Source organism: Pseudomonas weihenstephanensis (assembly GCF_016812185.1).
Taxonomy (GTDB): Bacteria; Pseudomonadota; Gammaproteobacteria; order Pseudomonadales; family Pseudomonadaceae; genus Aquipseudomonas; species Aquipseudomonas weihenstephanensis.
In genome coordinates, this window is record NZ_JAAEBV010000007.1 from 64268 (window position 1) to 81358 (window position 17091).

Below are 17091 nucleotides of genomic sequence, written 5' to 3' on the forward strand. Positions count from 1 at the left end.
GCGCTTGTGCCAAGTTATATGGGGTCGCAATTTTCAGGTTCAAGAGCCAGAAACAGGAAGTCATGGGTTTGCGTCACTCCTGGCCACGTAAAAATACTAAACGGCCTAAGAATTCTGAGAATACGAGCAAATCGAACTAAGTCCGCCCATTGTCAGCACGAATCAAAACACTGTATAAATAACCAGACATTACGTTTTGGAGCGGCTCCTATGCTGGTGCACCTGTCCGTACACAATTACGCCATCGTTGAACACCTCGATCTTGAACTCGATCGCGGAATGAGTGTAATCACTGGCGAAACCGGCGCCGGTAAATCGATCATGCTCGACGCGCTGGGGCTAACCCTGGGCGACCGCGCAGACAGTGGCGTAGTCCGCCCCGGAGCCGAAAAAACGGACATTCTGGCCAGCTTCGACTTGCAGGAAATCCCCGAGGCACGGGCCTGGCTGGCCGAGCGCGACCTCGACAACGATGGCCTATGCATCCTGCGCCGCGTGATTACCAGTGAAGGTCGTTCGCGCGGGTACATCAACGGCACACCATGCCCTCAAGGCGACTTAAAAGCCTTGGGCGAGTTGCTGATCGATATCCACAGCCAGCATGAGCACCAGTCACTGCTAAAACCCGACACTCATCGCCGACTACTCGACGAATATGCGGGCGCTACCGATCTCGCTCGCCAGGTTCAGCTCGCCGCACAACGCTGGCGCCAGACCAAGCAAGAGTTCGAACACCTCTCCAACTCAGGCGAGCAACAACAAGCGCGCCACCAACTGCTCAGCTACCAGCTTGAAGAGCTCGAAAATCTGGCACTTGCCGAAAACGAGCTGGAAGAACTGGAGCAGGAACACAAAAACCTGACCAATTCCGAGACCCTGCTTACCATCTGCCGCCAGGTTGTCGAGCAGTGCAGCGAAAGTGATTCTGGCAATGTGCTCAACGCCCTGACTGTCAGCCTGAATCGGCTGTCCAGCGTTAACAACAATGCCAGCGCCTTGAATGAAGCCTCTGATTTACTGGCGAGTGCACAGATTCAAGTCGAAGAGGCCGTCGGCGAGCTTAATCGCTTCCTTGATCATTTCGATGCAGACCCGCGGCGCTTGCAGTATTTAGAAGAACGACTGGACTCCATTTATACAATGGCGCGCAAACACCGCGTCCAGCCCGCTGATGTGTGCGCTTTGCAGCAAAAACTGATGGATGAACTCGAAACGCTCAATGCCAATGATGAATCCATCGAACGACTGGCGAATGAACTGACGGCTTACGCTCGTCACTATCAAGAATGCGCGCGCGAGCTCAGCAACCTGCGCACTCAAGCGGCCATACGCTTAGGCAGCGCTGTTGAAGAAGAGATTCAGCGCCTGGGCATGCCCGGTGGTCGTTTCGTGATCGAACTCAAACCGCAAAGCAGCAGCGACCCGATGCCGTACGGCCTTGAACACGTCGAACTGCTGGTGAGTGCGAACCCGGGCCAGCCACTCAAAGCCTTGGCAAAAGTGGCATCTGGCGGCGAACTGTCACGCATCAGCCTGGCCATTCAGGTCATCACCGCACAAACCTCTCGCGTACCGACCCTTGTTTTCGACGAAGTGGATGTGGGGATTGGTGGCCCAACGGCAGAAATTGTCGGCCAGTTGCTACGCCGCTTGGGCGAACGGGGCCAAGTATTAACCGTGACGCACTTGCCGCAAGTCGCCGCGCAATGCCATCAGCATCTATTTGTGCACAAGGTCCGCGACAGCGAAGCCACGCGCACGGCGGTGTCAAAACTCAGCCAAAAAGAACGCGTAGAAGAAGTCGCTCGCATGCTGGGAGGCATCGACCTGACCAAAGAGTCCTTGGCGCACGCCAAGAAAATGGTCGTCAGTGCAAAAAACCAGGCAGCTTAGCGACGAACGGTTAACACACTAGACCGAGATAAAGCACGAAGGCGACCCTAAGGTCGCCTTCGATCGTTTCACGAACCGCAATTCGTGTGACTTGCTTACTTGGTTTTCTTACGTACGTAGAGCACCAAGTTGTGGTCTACCAACTCAACACCGTGCTTGGCAGCGATCGCATGCTGGAGCTTTTCAATGTCTTCGTCGAAAAACTCAATCACTTCGCCGCTGTCCACATTGACCATATGGTCGTGGTGGCCACCGTCGGCATCCGCCAACTCAAACACAGCATGACCGCCATCAAAATTGTGGCGAATCACCAGCCCAGCAGACTCGAACTGAGTCAGTACACGGTAAACCGTGGCCAGACCGACGTCCTCGCCAGCTTGCATGAGAGCCTTGTAAACATCCTCGGCGCTCATGTGACGCTGCTCAGTAGAATCAAGCATTTGCAGAATTTTGACTCGCGGCAGAGTCACCTTAAGTCCGGCCTTACGTAGTTCGCTATTTTCAACCATGGTTAGCTTTCTCGCGGAAGCCGCTTCGCAGCTTCTCTTAATACGGGTATGATCGGCGTTTACGTTGTCCCAGCCAAGATAGTGGAAGTCGCCCACCGATGCAAAACACCAAGCTCTTGCTAACCAGTTTCACCTTTGTGGGACTGCTCGCACTCGCCGGTTGTTCATTCCCCGGGGTTTACAAAATCGACATCCAGCAGGGCAATGTCGTCACGCAGGACATGATAAACCAGTTACGCCCGGGAATGACCCGTCGGCAAGTGCGGTTTATCATGGGGAACGCCCTGCTGACCGATACATTCCATCCGGATCGTTGGGATTATTTGTATAGCCTGCAACCAGGCGGCGGTGAACGCCAACAGGAACGCGTCAGCGTGTTCTTCAACCAAAATGACCAGCTCGTCAGCTTGTCAGGTGATTTCATGCCTGGTGTAAGCCGAGACGAAGCGATTCTTGGTAAAGACGGTGGCTCCAACGTGACCACACCGGCTGCTCCGACCGAGAAGAGCGAAGTTCCAGCCAAGCCTGGTTCGCTGCTTGATCAAATCCAGAAGGATGTCGACGGGGTCGAAACAGTGCCCGTGCCGACGCCAGAACCACTGGATACCACCGAACAATAATCGTTCGGTACAAAAAAGCCCGGCATGCCGGGCTTTTTGTTGCCTGCAAAACTACGACGACTGATTCAACCGCTTAATCTCAGCCGCCCTGGCTGCACGCTGGCGACGAATTTCTTTGGGATCAGCTAGCAACGGTCGATAAATTTCGATTCGATCCCCCGCCTGCAACAACCGTTCTTCGGGATCGCTAACCTGCTTACCGAAAATTCCGACAGGGCAACTCGCCAGATCCAACTCGGGGAAATCAGCATTCAACCCCGACGCCAACACCGCTGCACGTACGGTGGTGCCTTCGGCAACAGTCATCTCCAACAGACGCTGACGCTCAACGGCGGCATACACCACTTCAATGGTAATCACCGGCTTAGCCATACAACTGCTTGGCACGCTGGCAAAAGGCGTCCACCAACGTATTTGCCGCCTGATTGAACAGCGGACCCAGCGTTGTTCTTATGATTGATCCGGCGTAGTCAAAAGACATGTCCAGACTGATCTTGCAGGCCTTTTCGCCCAAGGGTTTGAACACCCAAACACCGTGCAACTGCTTGAACGGGCCTTCTTCAAGATTCATCTCAATCGACTGGCCCGGCACCAGGGTATTGCGCGTCACAAAGTGCTGGCTCAAGCCCCCCTTTGCCACCCCCAAACTGGCGCGCATCAGCACTTCAGTGCTTTCAATAATTTCGGCAGAAGAGCACCACGGCAGAAACTCCGGGTACTTGGCCACATCGTTGACCAAGTCATACAGGGCCTGCGCAGGGTAAGGCAGCAAGGCGGAGCGTTGAATATGGGTAGTCATGTCAGCGTTACTTCCACAGCTGGGCGGCAAACACAATCAGAATGCCGAGTGGCGCCACATAGCGCATCAAAAAAAGAGTCAGGGCGAACAGTACCGGGCTGCGCATCGACAACTCGTCGTGCACGGCGCCACGGCCCATGATCCAGCCCGCAAAGACTACAAAACACAGCCCGCCCAAGGGGAGCATGATACGCGAGGTAAGGAAATCGACGACACCAAAGAAGTCCAAACCCTGCTCCGCTCCCCATTGGTAGAGGCGAAAACCTGATTCTTCGTTCACAAAAAACCTGGCCTGCTTCCAGATATTGAACGAGAAAACTGTGCCCAAACCAACAAACCAGCAGCTGAACGCTAGCCAAAACGTGACCCAAAGCCGCCGCACCTTAGTGCGCTCAACCAAATAAGCCACCATCGGTTCCAGCAAGGAAATCGCAGAGCTCCAGGCCGCAACAGCGACCAAAACGAAAAACACCACGCCCATCAATTGACCGAACGCCACGTTACCGAAGGCGAATGGCAACGTCACAAACATCAGCCCCGGGCCTTCACTCGGGTTAAGTCCTGATGCAAATACAATTGGAAACAATGCCAGGCCAGCCAGCAATGAGACAAACGTATCAATCAACGCTACACCCACGACCGTGCTGGATATCGATGCATTCTTCGGCATATAGGCGCCATAGATCATGATCGACCCCACGCCCACGCTCAGTGAAAAGAACGCATGGCCCATCGCAGCCAGCAATCCATCCATAACGCGGTCCGGGTTGAAGTCGAACATAAAATGCACGCCCTCCATAAAATGCCCCGTGGTCATGCTGTAACCCAGCAATACCAATAGCAACACAAACAGGATGGGCATCATGATCCGTAAACTGCGCTCAAGCCCCGCCACCACACCTTTAGCAATGACAAAGGCTGAAAGCAGCATGAACGCGGTGTGCCAGAACGTCAGACGCCAGGGATCAGAAATAACCTTGCCAAAATAAGCACCCACCTGATCGGCCGTCGTGCCCTGGAAGTCGCCTTTGCCCATATTGATGATGTAATCCAGCGACCAGCCACCGACCACACTGTAAAAAGAAAGAATCAGCAACGCCGTGATCATCCCGGCAAAGGCCCACCAGGACCAACGCCCCGAATGCCCCGCCTGGAGCGCCAGCACCTTCAAGGCGTTAGCCGGACTTAGCCGCGCGCGACGCCCGATCAACGTCTCGGCCAGCATGACCGGCACACCGATCAGCGCGATACACGCCAAAAACACCAACACAAATGCGCCACCACCGTAGACGCCAACCATGTAAGGGAATTTCCAAATACTGCCCAAACCAACGGCAGAACCGGTCGCAGCGAGAATAAAGACCCAACGGCTTGCCCAACTGCCGTGGACAGAAACCTTGTCTGTCGACATCGTTACTACGCCCAACCGATAAAAAAGAGCGCGCATTGTCCGGGATTCAACCTACGTGCTCAAGCACGCAGGTGCCCGTAGCCGACTTGCTCAAGCACGCAGGTGCCCGTAGCCGACTTGCTCGCAACTGCCTATAATGCCGCCCCTATGGCTAAACAAAAGAAACACCCCACAGGGACCATCGCGCAGAATAAAAAGGCGCGACACGATTACTTCATCGAACATCGGTTCGAGGCTGGTCTGGTCCTGGCCGGCTGGGAAGTAAAAAGTCTGCGTGCAGGCAAAGCACAGCTGGTCGACAGCTATGTGCTTCTCAAGGACGGTGAAGCCTGGTTGCTCGGCAGCCACATCGCCCCTTTGACGACCGCCAGCACGCACGTTATTGCCGACCCCACGCGCAGCCGCAAACTGTTGCTCAACAAGCGCGAGCTTGAAAAGCTGTTTGCCGCGGTACAGCAGAAGGGTTACGCCTGCGTCTGCCTCTCGATTTACTGGAGCAAGCACTTGATCAAGTGCGAAATTGCCCTGGGTAAAGGCAAGAAGGAATACGACAAGCGCCATACCGAACGCGAGCGCGATTCTGATCGTGAGCTACAGCGTGCGGTGCGCAACAAGGGCAAGGAAGACTAGCTCCAAGCCCCCCGTAGCAGCTGCCGAGCTCTGCGAGGCTGCGTTCGGTCGCGAAGCGATCGTAAAGGCTGAAGACACGACCTTAGAGAAAGTTCGTGTTCACCGGCTTTACGACGACTCCGTCGCCGGACGCAGCCTTCTGCTGCTGCACGCTGCATTACAACCCATTACGCCGCTCGGCCCGCGCTGTGCGCTGAACCTCCTGACGCACCTCCTCCAACACTTCCTGCACATACATCAGATGGCGGCTGGCCACTTCCCGCGCATCCTCTGCCCGCCCCTCAATAATCGCCAAGTACAACTCGCGATGCTGACTGATCAGCATGTCGCGCGTTTCGCTGCGCTGCTTGTACATCCCGCCAATGTTGGTCACCACGTTGCGCTTTAGCAGGTCAAACAACCCGCGAATGGTGTGCAGCAACACCGCGTTATGACTGGCCTCGGCAATGGCCAAATGGAAGCTTGCATCCGCCTCGCCCTCCTCGGCACGACTGACCTCGTCAACCCGCGCATAACAATCCTGCAAGCGCTCAAATGCAAGGCGCAGCCGATCACGATCCACCTCTGTTGCGCGCAAAGCCGCATAAAACGCACATGACGCCTCCAGCGTATGACGAAATTCAAGCAAGTCGCGTTGCGCTTCAGGGTTACTCTCAAGCAATTGCAGCAACGGATCGCTGAACGTCGATCCAAGTGAAGTCGCCACATAATTGCCGCCACCCTGACGACTGACCAGCAACCCCTTGGCTGATAGTTTTTGAATCGCTTCGCGCAACGACGGGCGCGATACACCGAATCGTTCGGCCAAGGCACGCTCAGCTGGCAAGCGCTCGCCCGACTTCAATGTGCCCTCAAGGATCATGCCCTCAAGCTGCTCGACAATATCGTCAGACAAACGGCGCTGACGAATTTGATCAAACCCCATAACGCTCTCCATCCTCCCGGCCACGTGCCGGGGCCGCCATTCTCGCTGATTAGCGCGCTTCAGACACCTGCCAGAAGCATTAACAAACACCCCATCAGATTCGCCAGTAACGTTTTGTCAGACAAAAGATTTAGGGCGGCAAATTGACACACCCTACATAAGGCTTTTAACCTACCCGACAGCGACTGTAAATTGGTAATACCAATTATCCAGACGCGACCAGCCGCAACGACCAATAACAATTAGGGGCCACCCCATATGCAAACCTGGCAACAGCTCTATAGTCCGCTCGGCAGCCTCGGCTTGTCCGCACTCGCCGCCGTCATCCCGATCGTGTTCTTCTTTCTGGCCTTGGCCGTGTTCCGTCTCAAAGGACATGTCGCCGGCAGCATCACCCTCGCCCTGTCGATTCTGGTGGCTATTTTTGCCTTCCAGATGCCTGTCGACATGGCTTTTGCAGCAGCGGGCTATGGATTTGCCTACGGCCTCTGGCCAATCGCCTGGATCATCGTGGCCGCGGTGTTCCTCTACAAGCTGACGGTGAAAAGCGGCCAGTTCGAAATTATCCGCAGTTCGGTCTTGTCAATCACTGACGACCAACGCCTACAGGTACTGCTGATCGGTTTTTGCTTCGGCGCCTTCCTGGAAGGTGCAGCCGGATTCGGCGCACCAGTAGCGATTACTGCCGCCCTGCTCGTAGGCTTGGGGTTCAACCCACTGTATGCCGCTGGCCTGTGCCTGATCGCCAACACCGCCCCCGTCGCGTTCGGCGCACTGGGCATCCCGATCATTGTGGCTGGCCAAGTGACAGGCATTGACGCGTTCAAGATTGGCGCCATGGCAGGCCGTCAACTGCCGCTGCTGTCGCTGTTCGTGCCGTTCTGGTTGGTGTTCATGATGGACGGCCTGCGCGGCGTGCGTGAAACGTGGCCAGCCGCGCTGGTGGCGGGCCTAAGCTTCGCTGTGACCCAATACTTCACCTCGAACTACATTGGCCCTGAGCTGCCGGACATTACTTCTGCCCTCGCCAGCCTGGTCAGCCTGACGCTGTTTCTGAAAATCTGGCAACCAAAACGCACCGCAGGCGCGCAGATTGCGGGCGTGGCCTCTGATGTTGTCGTGACGGCCAACCCGGGCGGTTTCGGCAAACCAGCCAATCTGCTGGCATCGCCTTACAGCCTGTTGCAGATCCTGAAAGCGTGGTCCCCGTTCCTGATCCTGACGGTTCTGGTCACCATCTGGACGCTTAAACCGTTCAAAGCCCTGTTCTCGGCAGGCGGTTCGATGTACGGCTGGGTGTTCAACTTCGCGATCCCGCACCTCGATCAACTGGTGATCAAAACCGCACCGATCGTCAATGCACCGACTGCGATTGCAGCTGTTTTCAAACTTGATCCGATCTCAGCCACCGGCACCGCTATTTTCTTCTCGGCCTTAATCTCGATGCTGATCCTGAAAATCGACATCAAAACGGGTCTGACCACTTTAAAAGAAACATTCTTCGAACTGCGCTGGCCCATCCTGTCCATCGGTATGGTGCTGGCGTTCGCATTTGTGACTAACTACTCCGGCATGTCTTCGACCATGGCTTTAGTCTTGGCTGGCACGGGCGCTGCGTTTCCATTCTTCTCGCCTTTCTTGGGCTGGCTGGGCGTATTCCTGACAGGCTCGGACACCTCGTCCAACGCCCTGTTCAGCTCGTTGCAAGCCACCACCGCGCACCAGATTGGCGTCAGCGATACCCTGATGGTGGCCGCCAATACCAGCGGCGGCGTGACCGGCAAAATGATTTCACCCCAATCGATTGCCGTGGCGTGTGCGGCCACCGGCCTGGTGGGTAAAGAATCCGACCTGTTCCGTTTCACCCTGAAACACAGCCTGTTCTTCGCCACCATCGTGGGGTTGATCACGCTGGCGCAAGCCTACTGGTTCACCGGCATGCTGGTGCACTGATACGCGCTATGGTTACAGCACGTTAATGGCGCCGGGGCTGCCCCGGCGTCAGTAATTCACTACCCGGTCCACACCCGTGGACACATAACCGGGACCACCCGGAGACGCCTGATGAGCGAGCTTTTCTACAACGCCGTGCCCAACGCGACCCGTGTCGCCCCGCCCCTCCCTACACCTCGTATTTACCCCACGCAAAAACCACATAAGGTGTACCTGTTCGGCACCTGCGTGGTCGACCTGTTCTTCCCTGAAGCCGGCATGGACGCGATCCACCTGTTAGAGCGCGAAGGCATTGCTGTCGACTACCCGCAAGGTCAAAGCTGCTGCGGACAACCCGCCTATACCTCGGGTTACACCGATCAGGCGCGCGAAGTCGCACGCGCACAGCTCGCCTTGTTTACCGAGAGCTACCCCGTTGTCGTGCCGTCCGGCTCATGCGCGGGCATGCTGCGCGAACACTATGAAGACCTGTTCAAAGACGAACCTGAGACGTTGAAACACGTTCATGCCTTGGCTGAGCGTACTTTCGAACTCACCGAATTCCTGCTGTACGTGTGCAAGGTTCAATTCAAGGACCACGGCGCCCCGGTCAAGGTGGCGCTGCACACGTCTTGCTCGGCCCGCCGTGAAATGAACACCCACCTGCACGGCCGCGAAATGCTGGCGCAATTAGCGAATGTGGAACGCATCGACCACAGCCACGAAAGTGAATGCTGCGGCTTTGGTGGAACATTCAGCGTGCGCATGCCGGATATTTCCGGTGCAATGGTGGCTGACAAAACCCGCTCCCTGATTGAAACCGGTGCGCATCAAGTACTCACAGCTGACTGCGGCTGCTTGATGAACATCAACGGCTCACTGGAAAAACAGAAACAATCCCTGCGCGGTCAACATCTGGCCAGTTTCCTGTGGCAGCGCACCGGAGGTGAACAATGAGCACCGGCACACTGATTCCGACCGTTGCAGTGGAAGAAGACTTCCGCGAGCGCGCCCATGAAGCCTTGGCTGACAAACAACTGCGCAATAACTTTCGCAGCGCCATGGATTCTCTGATGACCAAACGCGCCGTGGCCTTCAGCGACGCCCACGAGCGCGAGCACCTACGGGCACTGGGCAATGCAATCCGTGCCCGCGCCTTATCCAAACTGCCAGACCTGCTTGAACAGCTCGAAGCCAACCTGACCCGTAACGGCGTGCACGTTCACTGGGCTGAAACTGTCGAGCAAGCCAACGACATCGTGCTCTCGATTGCGCGCCGCCGCGCCGCCAAACAGGTGATCAAAGGCAAGTCGATGGTCAGCGAAGAAATGGAGATGAACCATGTCCTGGGTGCTCAAGGCATTGAATGCCTTGAATCCGACATGGGTGAGTACATTGTTCAATTGGATAACGAAAAACCGTCCCACATCATCATGCCCGCGATCCATAAAAACGCAGGGCAAGTGGCCGACTTGTTTCACGAAAAACTCGGTGTGGACTACACCAAAGACGTTGACCAACTGATCCAGATTGGTCGGCGTGTACTGCGACAAAAATTCTTTGAAGCAGACATCGGCGTCTCAGGCGTCAACTTCGCGGTGGCCGAAACCGGCACCCTGCTACTGGTGGAAAACGAAGGCAACGGGCGCATGTCGACCACCGTCCCACCGGTGCATATTGCCGTCACCGGGATCGAGAAGGTAGTCGAGAACCTGCGTGATGTTGTCCCACTGCTCTCGCTATTGACCCGCTCTGCCCTCGGCCAGCCAATCACGACTTACGTCAACATGATCTCTGGCCCACGTAAGCCCGGCGAGTTAGACGGCCCAGAAGAAGTACATTTAGTGCTGCTGGACAACAGCCGCAGCCAGGCATTTGCCGACAGTGAACTTCGTCAAACCCTCAATTGCATTCGTTGTGGCGCTTGCATGAACCACTGCCCGGTTTACACACGCATTGGCGGTCATGCCTACGGCGAGGTGTACCCCGGCCCTATCGGCGCAATTATCACGCCGCACATGGTGGGGCTGGCCAAGGTGCCGGATCACCCGAGCGCTTCGTCGCTGTGCGGAGCGTGCGGGGAAGTCTGTCCGGTCAAGATCCCGATTCCTGCTCTGTTACGCCGCCTGCGTGAAGAAAACGTCAAAGCGCCCACCACCCAACCCCGCATCATGCGCGGTCAGGGCAGCAAGTATTCACGTAAAGAACGCTTCATCTGGAACGCCTGGGCCAAGCTCAACAGCTCACCCAACCTGTACCGCTTGTTCCTCAAGGCCGCCACTCGCTTGCGCGCATTGACGCCGAGCAAGGTAGGACCTTGGACCCAAAACCACAGCGCCCCTAAACCCGCCGCCCGTTCGTTGCACGACATGGCCCGCGAGCACTTGGCGAAACAGTCGGGAGATCAGTAATGAGCGCTAAGCAAAATATCCTCAACAAACTGCGCAACAGCCTGACGGGCACTACACCCGTGGCTGACAACTTCGACGAACAATTGGTGACCCAGCCCTGGACGTACCCGCTTGAACAGCGCATCCCCCAACTGCGTAAGTTGATGGAAGCCGTGCACACGGAAATCCACCTCAGCACTGAACACGACTGGCCTGCGCTGCTGGCCCAGCTGATTACAGATCGCCAGCTACCGAGTTTGCTGATTGCTCCGTCGACGCCCCACGGGCAGAAAGTCACCGCGCACTGGGCGCAGAACCCGACGCTAGCGACACTCAAAGCCTACGATCGGCCGGTGGAGGAGTGGAAAGACGAGTTGTTCAATGACACGCCCGCCAGCTTGACCACTACGTTGGGCGCGATCGCGGCCACAGGCAGCCTAATTATGTGGCCGACAACCGAAGAGCCGCGCCTGATGAGCCTTGTGCCACCGGTGCATTTCGCCCTGCTGAAAGCCAGCGAAATTCGCGACAACTTCTATCAGGTGCAACGTGAAATGAACTGGTCCGATGGCATGCCGACCAATGCCTTGCTGGTGTCCGGCCCTTCTAAAACCGCTGACATTGAACAAGTCCTGGCTTACGGTGCCCACGGTCCGAAAGACCTGGTGGTGTTAATTCTGGAGGATGCATGAGCCTGCCCGTAGCCTTTGTGCGTGATGCTGAGCGACTGATCCCACCCGATCGTCGCTTCACTGACGCGCTGTCGACGCTGGCCTTTGGCACCGATGCGAGCTTTTATCGCTTGATCCCAAAGCTGATCATCCGCGTCGAGTCCGAAGACGAAGTGGTTGAACTGCTGCACTTGGCGCGCCGCGACCAGGTTTCAGTCACCTTCCGTGCTGCCGGCACCAGTTTGTCCGGCCAAGCCATCAGCGACTCCGTACTGATCGTGCTCGGCGATAACTGGAACGCTAAAGAAATTCGCGGCCAAGGCACTCAAATCCGCCTGCAACCCGGTGTGATTGGTGCACAAGCCAATGCCTGGCTCGCACCATACGGGCGTAAGATCGGTCCCGACCCGGCCTCAATCAACGCCTGCAAAATTGGCGGCATCGTCGCCAATAACGCCAGTGGCATGTGTTGCGGCACCGCGCAAAACACTTATCACACCCTGGCGGGCATGCGCGTAGTGCTGGCCGACGGTACGCGTATCGATACCGAAGACGCCGGTAATGTCGCCGACTTTCGCCAAAGCCACGGCCCGTTACTGGAACAACTTGCTACCCTGGCCCGCGAGACCCGCGCCAACACTGATTTGGCTGCGAAAATCCGCCACAAATACCGTCTGAAAAACACCACCGGGTTGTCACTCAACGCCCTGGTGGATTTTGACGACCCGCTGGATATCCTTAGCCACCTACTGGTGGGCAGCGAAGGGACGCTGGGTTTTATCAGCTCGGTGACTTACGACACCGTCATTGATCACCCGAACAAAGCCTCGGCGTTGATCGTATTCCAGGACGTCGAAACTTGCTGTAACGCCGTGACCGTACTGAAAAGCCAACCCGTGTCTGCCGTTGAACTTCTCGATCGCCGCAGCCTACGCTCGGTACAAGACAAGCCCGGCATGCCTGCTTTCGTACAACAACTGTCGGCCAATGCCTGCGCCCTGCTGATTGAGTCCCGCGCCGCTACGCAGACGTTGTTGCACGAACAATTGGCGCACATCATGGGTTCGCTGTCGGCATTCACTGTCGAGAAACAAGTCGACTTCACCGAAGATCCAGCCGAAAACGCCAAGCTGTGGGCCATTCGCAAAGACACCTTCCCGGCAGTCGGCGCGGTGCGTAAAACCGGCACAACAGTGATCATCGAAGACGTGACCTTCCCTGTCGAACAACTGGCCATCGGCGTCAATCGCCTGATTGAGCTGTTCGACAAACATCACTATGACGAAGCGATCCTGTTCGGCCACGCGCTTGAAGGCAACCTGCACTTTGTTTTCACCCAGGGCTTCAATAGCCCGCAAGAAGTCGCACGGTATCAGGCGTTCATGGATGACGTGGCGCAGTTGGTGGCCGTGGAATTTGGTGGCTCCCTCAAAGCGGAACACGGCACCGGTCGCAACATGGCGCCCTTTGTAGAACTGGAGTGGGGCAGCGACGCGTATCAACTCATGTGGGCACTTAAACGCCTGCTCGACCCGCAAGGCATTCTCAACCCGGACGTGATACTCAGCGAAGACCCGCAAATCCACCTCAAACACTTGAAGCCCCTGCCTGCCGCCGACGAAATTGTGGATAAGTGCATCGAGTGCGGATTTTGTGAGCCGGTGTGTCCGTCCAAAGGACTGACGCTCAGCCCCCGACAGCGAATAGTGATCTGGCGCGACATACAGGCGAAAAAACGCGCAGGCGTGGATACCCGCGAACTGGAAAAAGCCTACGAATACCAAGGCATCGATACCTGCGCCGCGACCGGTTTATGCGCACAACGTTGCCCGGTAGGGATTAACACGGGAGAACTGGTCAAAAAACTGCGCGCTCGCGAGGCAACTCACCTCAAAACGGCCGACTGGCTGGGCACCCATTTTCCGACCACGCTACAAGGCGCCCGCTTTACCCTGCACGTGGCAAACGGTGCGCGCATGTTACTGGGCGCGCCGCGTCTAACCAAACTGTCGGCCACGCTCACCAAGGCCAGCAAAGGACGAGTCCCGCTGTGGACCAACGCCATGCCGCAACCCGAGCGGGCCATTCGCTTTAGCCCGCCCGTGAAAGATGCACGACCACGCGTGGTGTACCTCGCGGCTTGTGTATCCCGCGTGATGGGGCCCGCGGCAGGCGACAGCGAGCAAATGTCACTGCTGGATAAAACCCGTGGCTTGCTGGAAAAAGCCGGTTACCAAGTGGTCTTCCCGGACAACCTGGACAGCCTGTGTTGCGGTCAGCCGTTCGCCTCCAAGGGCTACGCCGAACAAGCCGAACACAAACGCCAGGAACTGATTGGCGCCCTACTGCACGCCAGCCGTGGCGGGCTTGACCCCATCTATTGCGACACTAGCCCGTGCACGTTACGCCTGGTTCAAGACCTGGGTGAAACGCGTCTCGACCTGTACGACCCGGTACGTTTCATTCGCACCCACCTTGTGGATAAGTTGCGCTTCACCCCGCAACAAGCTCCGATCGCCGTCCACGTTACGTGCAGCACGCAACACTTGGGCGAGAGTCAGGCACTGATCGACATCGCACGATTGTGCAGCACCGAAGTCGTGATCCCGGAAGGCATTCACTGTTGCGGTTTCGCGGGCGACAAAGGGTTCACCACCCCAGAGCTGAACGCCCATTCGCTGCGCAGCTTAAAAGACGCCGTGCAGCATTGCAGCGAAGGGATTTCCACCAGTCGCACGTGCGAGATTGGCCTGACGCAACATGGCGGCATTGACTACCACGGCTTGGTATATTTGGTCGATCGCGTGACGGCGGCCAAATCGCTGTAACGCTACGTAGTCGGTACGTCGCTGCCAAAGGCTGAGAGCTTCTCAAATGAAAAGCTCACAGCCTGCGGCAACGACTACGCCAGACAATGCAGGTTCTGCGCACCTTTTTTGAGCATAAAAAAACTAATCCAATGATGGCCAAATAAAAGCAGAACCCTTGAGCGCAGCTATAGTCAATTGGCTTAAGGCCCCACTGCTTGGGGTATAAAACCGAGCCCGCACACACTGGGCCTCATCTGTGCACAAGGAGTTTACCCATGAAGCGTACCGCTCTTGCTGGCCTGTTTATCACTGCTGCAATGTTGGCTTCTCCCGTATTTGCGGCCGAACCGGCTAAAGATGATCTGTGCTCCATCAACCTGCAAAAGATCAACGATGCGATGGCAACGTCTGGCCAAACAAGCGAAAACACCAATGACAACCTCAAAGCCGCTCATGAAAAAGCCCTGGCTGCAAAAGAGAGCGGCAAAGACGAAGAATGCATTTCTATCACCGCCCAAGAGTTGCAGCGCATTGAAAACATCAACAAGGGTGGTGAAGGCAAATAAGCCTTGAGGTTGGCCTTCTGCGCAGGATTGGCGTAGACTGCGCTGGCTTGCTGGTTACACACAGCAGGCATCGGGGCCGTTTAGGATTCGACGCCGGTTGCGAAACTCTAGGTGCATGCCGAGTTGGTAACAGAACTCGTAAATCCACTGTTGCAACTTTCTATAGTTGCCAATGACGAAACCTACGAGGGTCAAGCTCTCGCAGCGTAAGCTGCCTTAGCCATCCTCCTGGTACCTTCGGGTCCAGCAATCACTAGGGGATGCCTGTAAACCTGAAGTGATTGTCATATAGAACAGGATCGCCGTGCAGTACGTTGTGGACGAAGCGGCTAAAACTTACACAACTCGCCCAAAGCACCCTGCCCTTCGGGTCGCTGAGGGTTAACTTAATAGAAACGGCTAAGCATGTAGTACCGACAGCGGAGTACTGGCGGACGGGGGTTCAAATCCCCCCGGCTCCACCACTTTTACATCTAAAGACGTCCAAGGGCGTCTTTTTTTGTGCCTGAAATCCAGCAAATACGGGGCTTTCAGGTCCAATGGTGTCCGATGGTATCTGAGTTCATCCTACAATTCGTGTATTCCACGTGGTATTCCAAACCCACGACTGGTATTTTTTGGAATACACGCAGTATCGGAGATCACCATGGGTGCTCAAGCCACGCGGCTTTCAGACGTCAAAGTCAAAGCAGCGAAACCAAAAGAAAAAGACTACATCCTCACTGATGGCGACGGCCTTCAAATGAGGGTGAGAGCCAATGGCTCAAAGCTGTGGAATTTTAACTACATTCACCCAGCAAGCAAAAAACGAATCAACATGGGCCTTGGCACCTTTCCGGAGGTGAGCTTGGCTCAAGCCCGGAAACGGACCGTAGAAGCCAGGGAGTTGGTAGCGCAAGGGATAGATCCGAAGGAGAAGCGCGACGCGGATCGAAAAACCTTAAGAGCGACTACGGAACACACATTTAAAAACGTAGCCACCGCGTGGTTCGAGCTCAAAAAAGACTCCGTCACGACTGCCTATGCTGAGGACATCTGGCGTTCGCTGACGCTGCATGTTTTCCCCGACTTGGGTACGACCCCGATCTCAGCGATCACTGCGCCGGAGGTCATAAAATTGCTTAGACCGCTTGAGACCAAAGGCAGCCTTGAGACCGTGAAGCGACTGAGCCAGCGTCTTAACGAAATCATGACTTACGGCGTGAACTCCGGCCTGATTCACTCAAATCCACTCAGCGGGATTCGCTCGGTCTTCAAGAAACCGAAGAAGAAAAACATGGCAGCGCTCGCGCCAGACGAACTGAAAGAACTAATGATGACTGTGGCCAATGCCAGCATAAAAAGGACTACACGTTGCTTGATTGAGTGGCAGCTTCACACCATGACTCGCCCCGCAGAAGCAGCTACCGCACGGTGGGCAGACATCGATATCGGCAAGAAGATCTGGACAATACCAGCGGAGCGGATGAAAAAGCGTCGGACTCACATCATCCCACTCACGGAACAGGCTTTAGGGCTTCTAGAGGCTATAAAGCCGCTGAGTGGCCACCGCGAGCATGTTTTCCCAGCAGACCGTAATCCCCGAACCCATTGCAACAGCCAAACGGCCAATATGGCGCTGAAGCGTATGGGATTTGAAGGCCGCCTTGTGAGCCATGGAATGCGCTCAATGGCCAGCACCATCCTCAACGAGCACGGGTGGGATCCTGAGCTGATCGAGGTTGCGCTTGCTCACGTCGACAAGGACGAGGTACGTAGCGCGTATAATCGGGCCGATTACATTGAGCGTCGACGCCCAATGATGAAGTGGTGGAGCGAGCATATCAAGGAAGCGGCTACCGGAAACCTTTCAATCGCCGCAATCATTGACTGCCAGGACTGAAGCCACACTTCAATGAGTTGGAAGACCAACGTCTCATCTTCGGGTGGCCCGTG

At 56.1% G+C, this 17091-nt stretch carries 15 protein-coding genes and 1 other RNA gene; 11 read left to right on the plus strand and 5 right to left on the minus strand.

The features are described 5' to 3' along the window. Positions 1–210 precede the first annotated feature (210 nt). Positions 211–1893 carry a DNA repair protein RecN gene (recN, locus tag GYN01_RS19860; RefSeq protein WP_203307647.1) on the plus strand — a complete coding sequence of 561 codons (1683 nt, stop codon included), beginning with the start codon at positions 211–213 and terminating at the stop codon, positions 1891–1893. A gap of 95 nt (positions 1894–1988) precedes the next feature. On the opposite strand, the gene fur is transcribed toward recN, so the two are convergent. Next, on the minus strand, positions 1989–2402 hold the full coding sequence (gene fur / locus GYN01_RS19865; RefSeq protein WP_203307648.1) for a ferric iron uptake transcriptional regulator: 414 nt from the start codon (positions 2400–2402) through the stop codon (positions 1989–1991). A gap of 98 nt (positions 2403–2500) precedes the next feature. On the opposite strand from fur, the gene GYN01_RS19870 reads away from it, so the two are divergent. Beyond that, entirely contained in the window at positions 2501–3022 is a 522-nt protein-coding gene (locus tag GYN01_RS19870; protein WP_048365990.1) for an outer membrane protein assembly factor BamE, read from the plus strand. Between the two features lie 51 nt (positions 3023–3073). Here GYN01_RS19870 and GYN01_RS19875 read toward each other — a convergent pair whose 3' ends face one another. The 3 genes from GYN01_RS19875 to GYN01_RS19885 are packed head-to-tail and all read right to left on the minus strand — an operon-like array spanning position 3074 to position 5232. Next, positions 3074–3394, minus strand: coding sequence for an RnfH family protein (locus GYN01_RS19875; RefSeq protein WP_059762589.1), 321 nt, complete (start codon positions 3392–3394; stop codon positions 3074–3076). Then, complete coding sequence (locus GYN01_RS19880; protein ID WP_048365988.1) at positions 3387–3821, minus strand: type II toxin-antitoxin system RatA family toxin; 435 nt, start codon at positions 3819–3821, stop codon at positions 3387–3389. Before GYN01_RS19880 ends, GYN01_RS19875 begins: the two co-directional genes overlap by 8 nt. A gap of 7 nt (positions 3822–3828) precedes the next feature. Beyond that, positions 3829–5232: a sodium-dependent transporter gene (locus GYN01_RS19885; protein ID WP_048402603.1), complete on the minus strand. Its 1404-nt coding sequence runs from the start codon at positions 5230–5232 to the stop codon at positions 3829–3831. A 147-nt stretch (positions 5233–5379) separates the two neighbouring features. Between GYN01_RS19885 and smpB the strand changes: the two genes are divergently transcribed. Beyond that, positions 5380–5862: an SsrA-binding protein SmpB gene (smpB, locus tag GYN01_RS19890; protein WP_048365986.1), complete on the plus strand. Its 483-nt coding sequence runs from the start codon at positions 5380–5382 to the stop codon at positions 5860–5862. A 157-nt stretch (positions 5863–6019) separates the two neighbouring features. Here the strand turns inward: smpB and GYN01_RS19895 are convergent, their stop codons facing one another. Continuing rightward, positions 6020–6787 (minus strand): GntR family transcriptional regulator, encoded by a 768-nt coding sequence (locus GYN01_RS19895; RefSeq protein ID WP_048365985.1) that lies wholly within the window; start codon positions 6785–6787, stop codon positions 6020–6022. Between the two features lie 258 nt (positions 6788–7045). Here GYN01_RS19895 and GYN01_RS19900 point away from each other — a divergent pair, with 258 nt between their 5' ends. From GYN01_RS19900 to GYN01_RS19935, 8 genes are all read left to right on the plus strand, one after another. Further along, the gene (locus GYN01_RS19900; protein WP_048365984.1) at positions 7046–8740 is read left to right on the plus strand and encodes a lactate permease LctP family transporter; all 1695 of its coding nucleotides are present in this window, start codon (positions 7046–7048) and stop codon (positions 8738–8740) included. Positions 8741–8851: 111 nt separating this feature from the next. Beyond that, positions 8852–9676, plus strand: a complete 825-nt coding sequence (locus GYN01_RS19905) for a (Fe-S)-binding protein (RefSeq protein ID WP_048402605.1) — start codon at positions 8852–8854, stop codon at positions 9674–9676. Then, positions 9673–11130 (plus strand): LutB/LldF family L-lactate oxidation iron-sulfur protein, encoded by a 1458-nt coding sequence (locus GYN01_RS19910; RefSeq protein ID WP_203307649.1) that lies wholly within the window; start codon positions 9673–9675, stop codon positions 11128–11130. The genes GYN01_RS19905 and GYN01_RS19910 overlap by 4 nt, the downstream gene beginning before the upstream one ends. After that, positions 11130–11801: a LutC/YkgG family protein gene (locus tag GYN01_RS19915; RefSeq protein WP_048365981.1), complete on the plus strand. Its 672-nt coding sequence runs from the start codon at positions 11130–11132 to the stop codon at positions 11799–11801. Before GYN01_RS19910 ends, GYN01_RS19915 begins: the two co-directional genes overlap by 1 nt. Next, the gene (locus GYN01_RS19920) at positions 11798–14608 is read left to right on the plus strand and encodes an FAD-binding and (Fe-S)-binding domain-containing protein (RefSeq protein ID WP_048402607.1); all 2811 of its coding nucleotides are present in this window, start codon (positions 11798–11800) and stop codon (positions 14606–14608) included. Before GYN01_RS19915 ends, GYN01_RS19920 begins: the two co-directional genes overlap by 4 nt. A gap of 257 nt (positions 14609–14865) precedes the next feature. Continuing rightward, positions 14866–15156, plus strand: a complete 291-nt coding sequence (locus GYN01_RS19925) for a hypothetical protein (RefSeq protein ID WP_048402609.1) — start codon at positions 14866–14868, stop codon at positions 15154–15156. Between the two features lie 72 nt (positions 15157–15228). Continuing rightward, positions 15229–15620: a transfer-messenger RNA gene (ssrA, locus tag GYN01_RS19930) on the plus strand. Positions 15621–15802: 182 nt separating this feature from the next. Continuing rightward, positions 15803–17038: an integrase domain-containing protein gene (locus tag GYN01_RS19935; RefSeq protein WP_090399718.1), complete on the plus strand. Its 1236-nt coding sequence runs from the start codon at positions 15803–15805 to the stop codon at positions 17036–17038. The last annotated feature ends 53 nt before the right edge of the window (positions 17039–17091 follow it).

What these genes read in the sequence shown, in the direction of transcription:
- recN (WP_203307647.1), top strand. Translation starts at nt 211, where the DNA reads ATGCTGGTGCACCTGTCCGTACACAATTACGCCATCGTTGAACACCTC.
- fur (WP_203307648.1), bottom strand. Translation starts at nt 2,402, where the DNA reads ATGGTTGAAAATAGCGAACTACGTAAGGCCGGACTTAAGGTGACTCTG.
- GYN01_RS19870 (WP_048365990.1), top strand. Translation starts at nt 2,501, where the DNA reads ATGCAAAACACCAAGCTCTTGCTAACCAGTTTCACCTTTGTGGGACTG.
- GYN01_RS19875 (WP_059762589.1), bottom strand. Translation starts at nt 3,394, where the DNA reads ATGGCTAAGCCGGTGATTACCATTGAAGTGGTGTATGCCGCCGTTGAG.
- GYN01_RS19880 (WP_048365988.1), bottom strand. Translation starts at nt 3,821, where the DNA reads ATGACTACCCATATTCAACGCTCCGCCTTGCTGCCTTACCCTGCGCAG.
- GYN01_RS19885 (WP_048402603.1), bottom strand. Translation starts at nt 5,232, where the DNA reads ATGTCGACAGACAAGGTTTCTGTCCACGGCAGTTGGGCAAGCCGTTGG.
- smpB (WP_048365986.1), top strand. Translation starts at nt 5,380, where the DNA reads ATGGCTAAACAAAAGAAACACCCCACAGGGACCATCGCGCAGAATAAA.
- GYN01_RS19895 (WP_048365985.1), bottom strand. Translation starts at nt 6,787, where the DNA reads ATGGGGTTTGATCAAATTCGTCAGCGCCGTTTGTCTGACGATATTGTC.
- GYN01_RS19900 (WP_048365984.1), top strand. Translation starts at nt 7,046, where the DNA reads ATGCAAACCTGGCAACAGCTCTATAGTCCGCTCGGCAGCCTCGGCTTG.
- GYN01_RS19905 (WP_048402605.1), top strand. Translation starts at nt 8,852, where the DNA reads ATGAGCGAGCTTTTCTACAACGCCGTGCCCAACGCGACCCGTGTCGCC.
- GYN01_RS19910 (WP_203307649.1), top strand. Translation starts at nt 9,673, where the DNA reads ATGAGCACCGGCACACTGATTCCGACCGTTGCAGTGGAAGAAGACTTC.
- GYN01_RS19915 (WP_048365981.1), top strand. Translation starts at nt 11,130, where the DNA reads ATGAGCGCTAAGCAAAATATCCTCAACAAACTGCGCAACAGCCTGACG.
- GYN01_RS19920 (WP_048402607.1), top strand. Translation starts at nt 11,798, where the DNA reads ATGAGCCTGCCCGTAGCCTTTGTGCGTGATGCTGAGCGACTGATCCCA.
- GYN01_RS19925 (WP_048402609.1), top strand. Translation starts at nt 14,866, where the DNA reads ATGAAGCGTACCGCTCTTGCTGGCCTGTTTATCACTGCTGCAATGTTG.
- GYN01_RS19935 (WP_090399718.1), top strand. Translation starts at nt 15,803, where the DNA reads ATGGGTGCTCAAGCCACGCGGCTTTCAGACGTCAAAGTCAAAGCAGCG.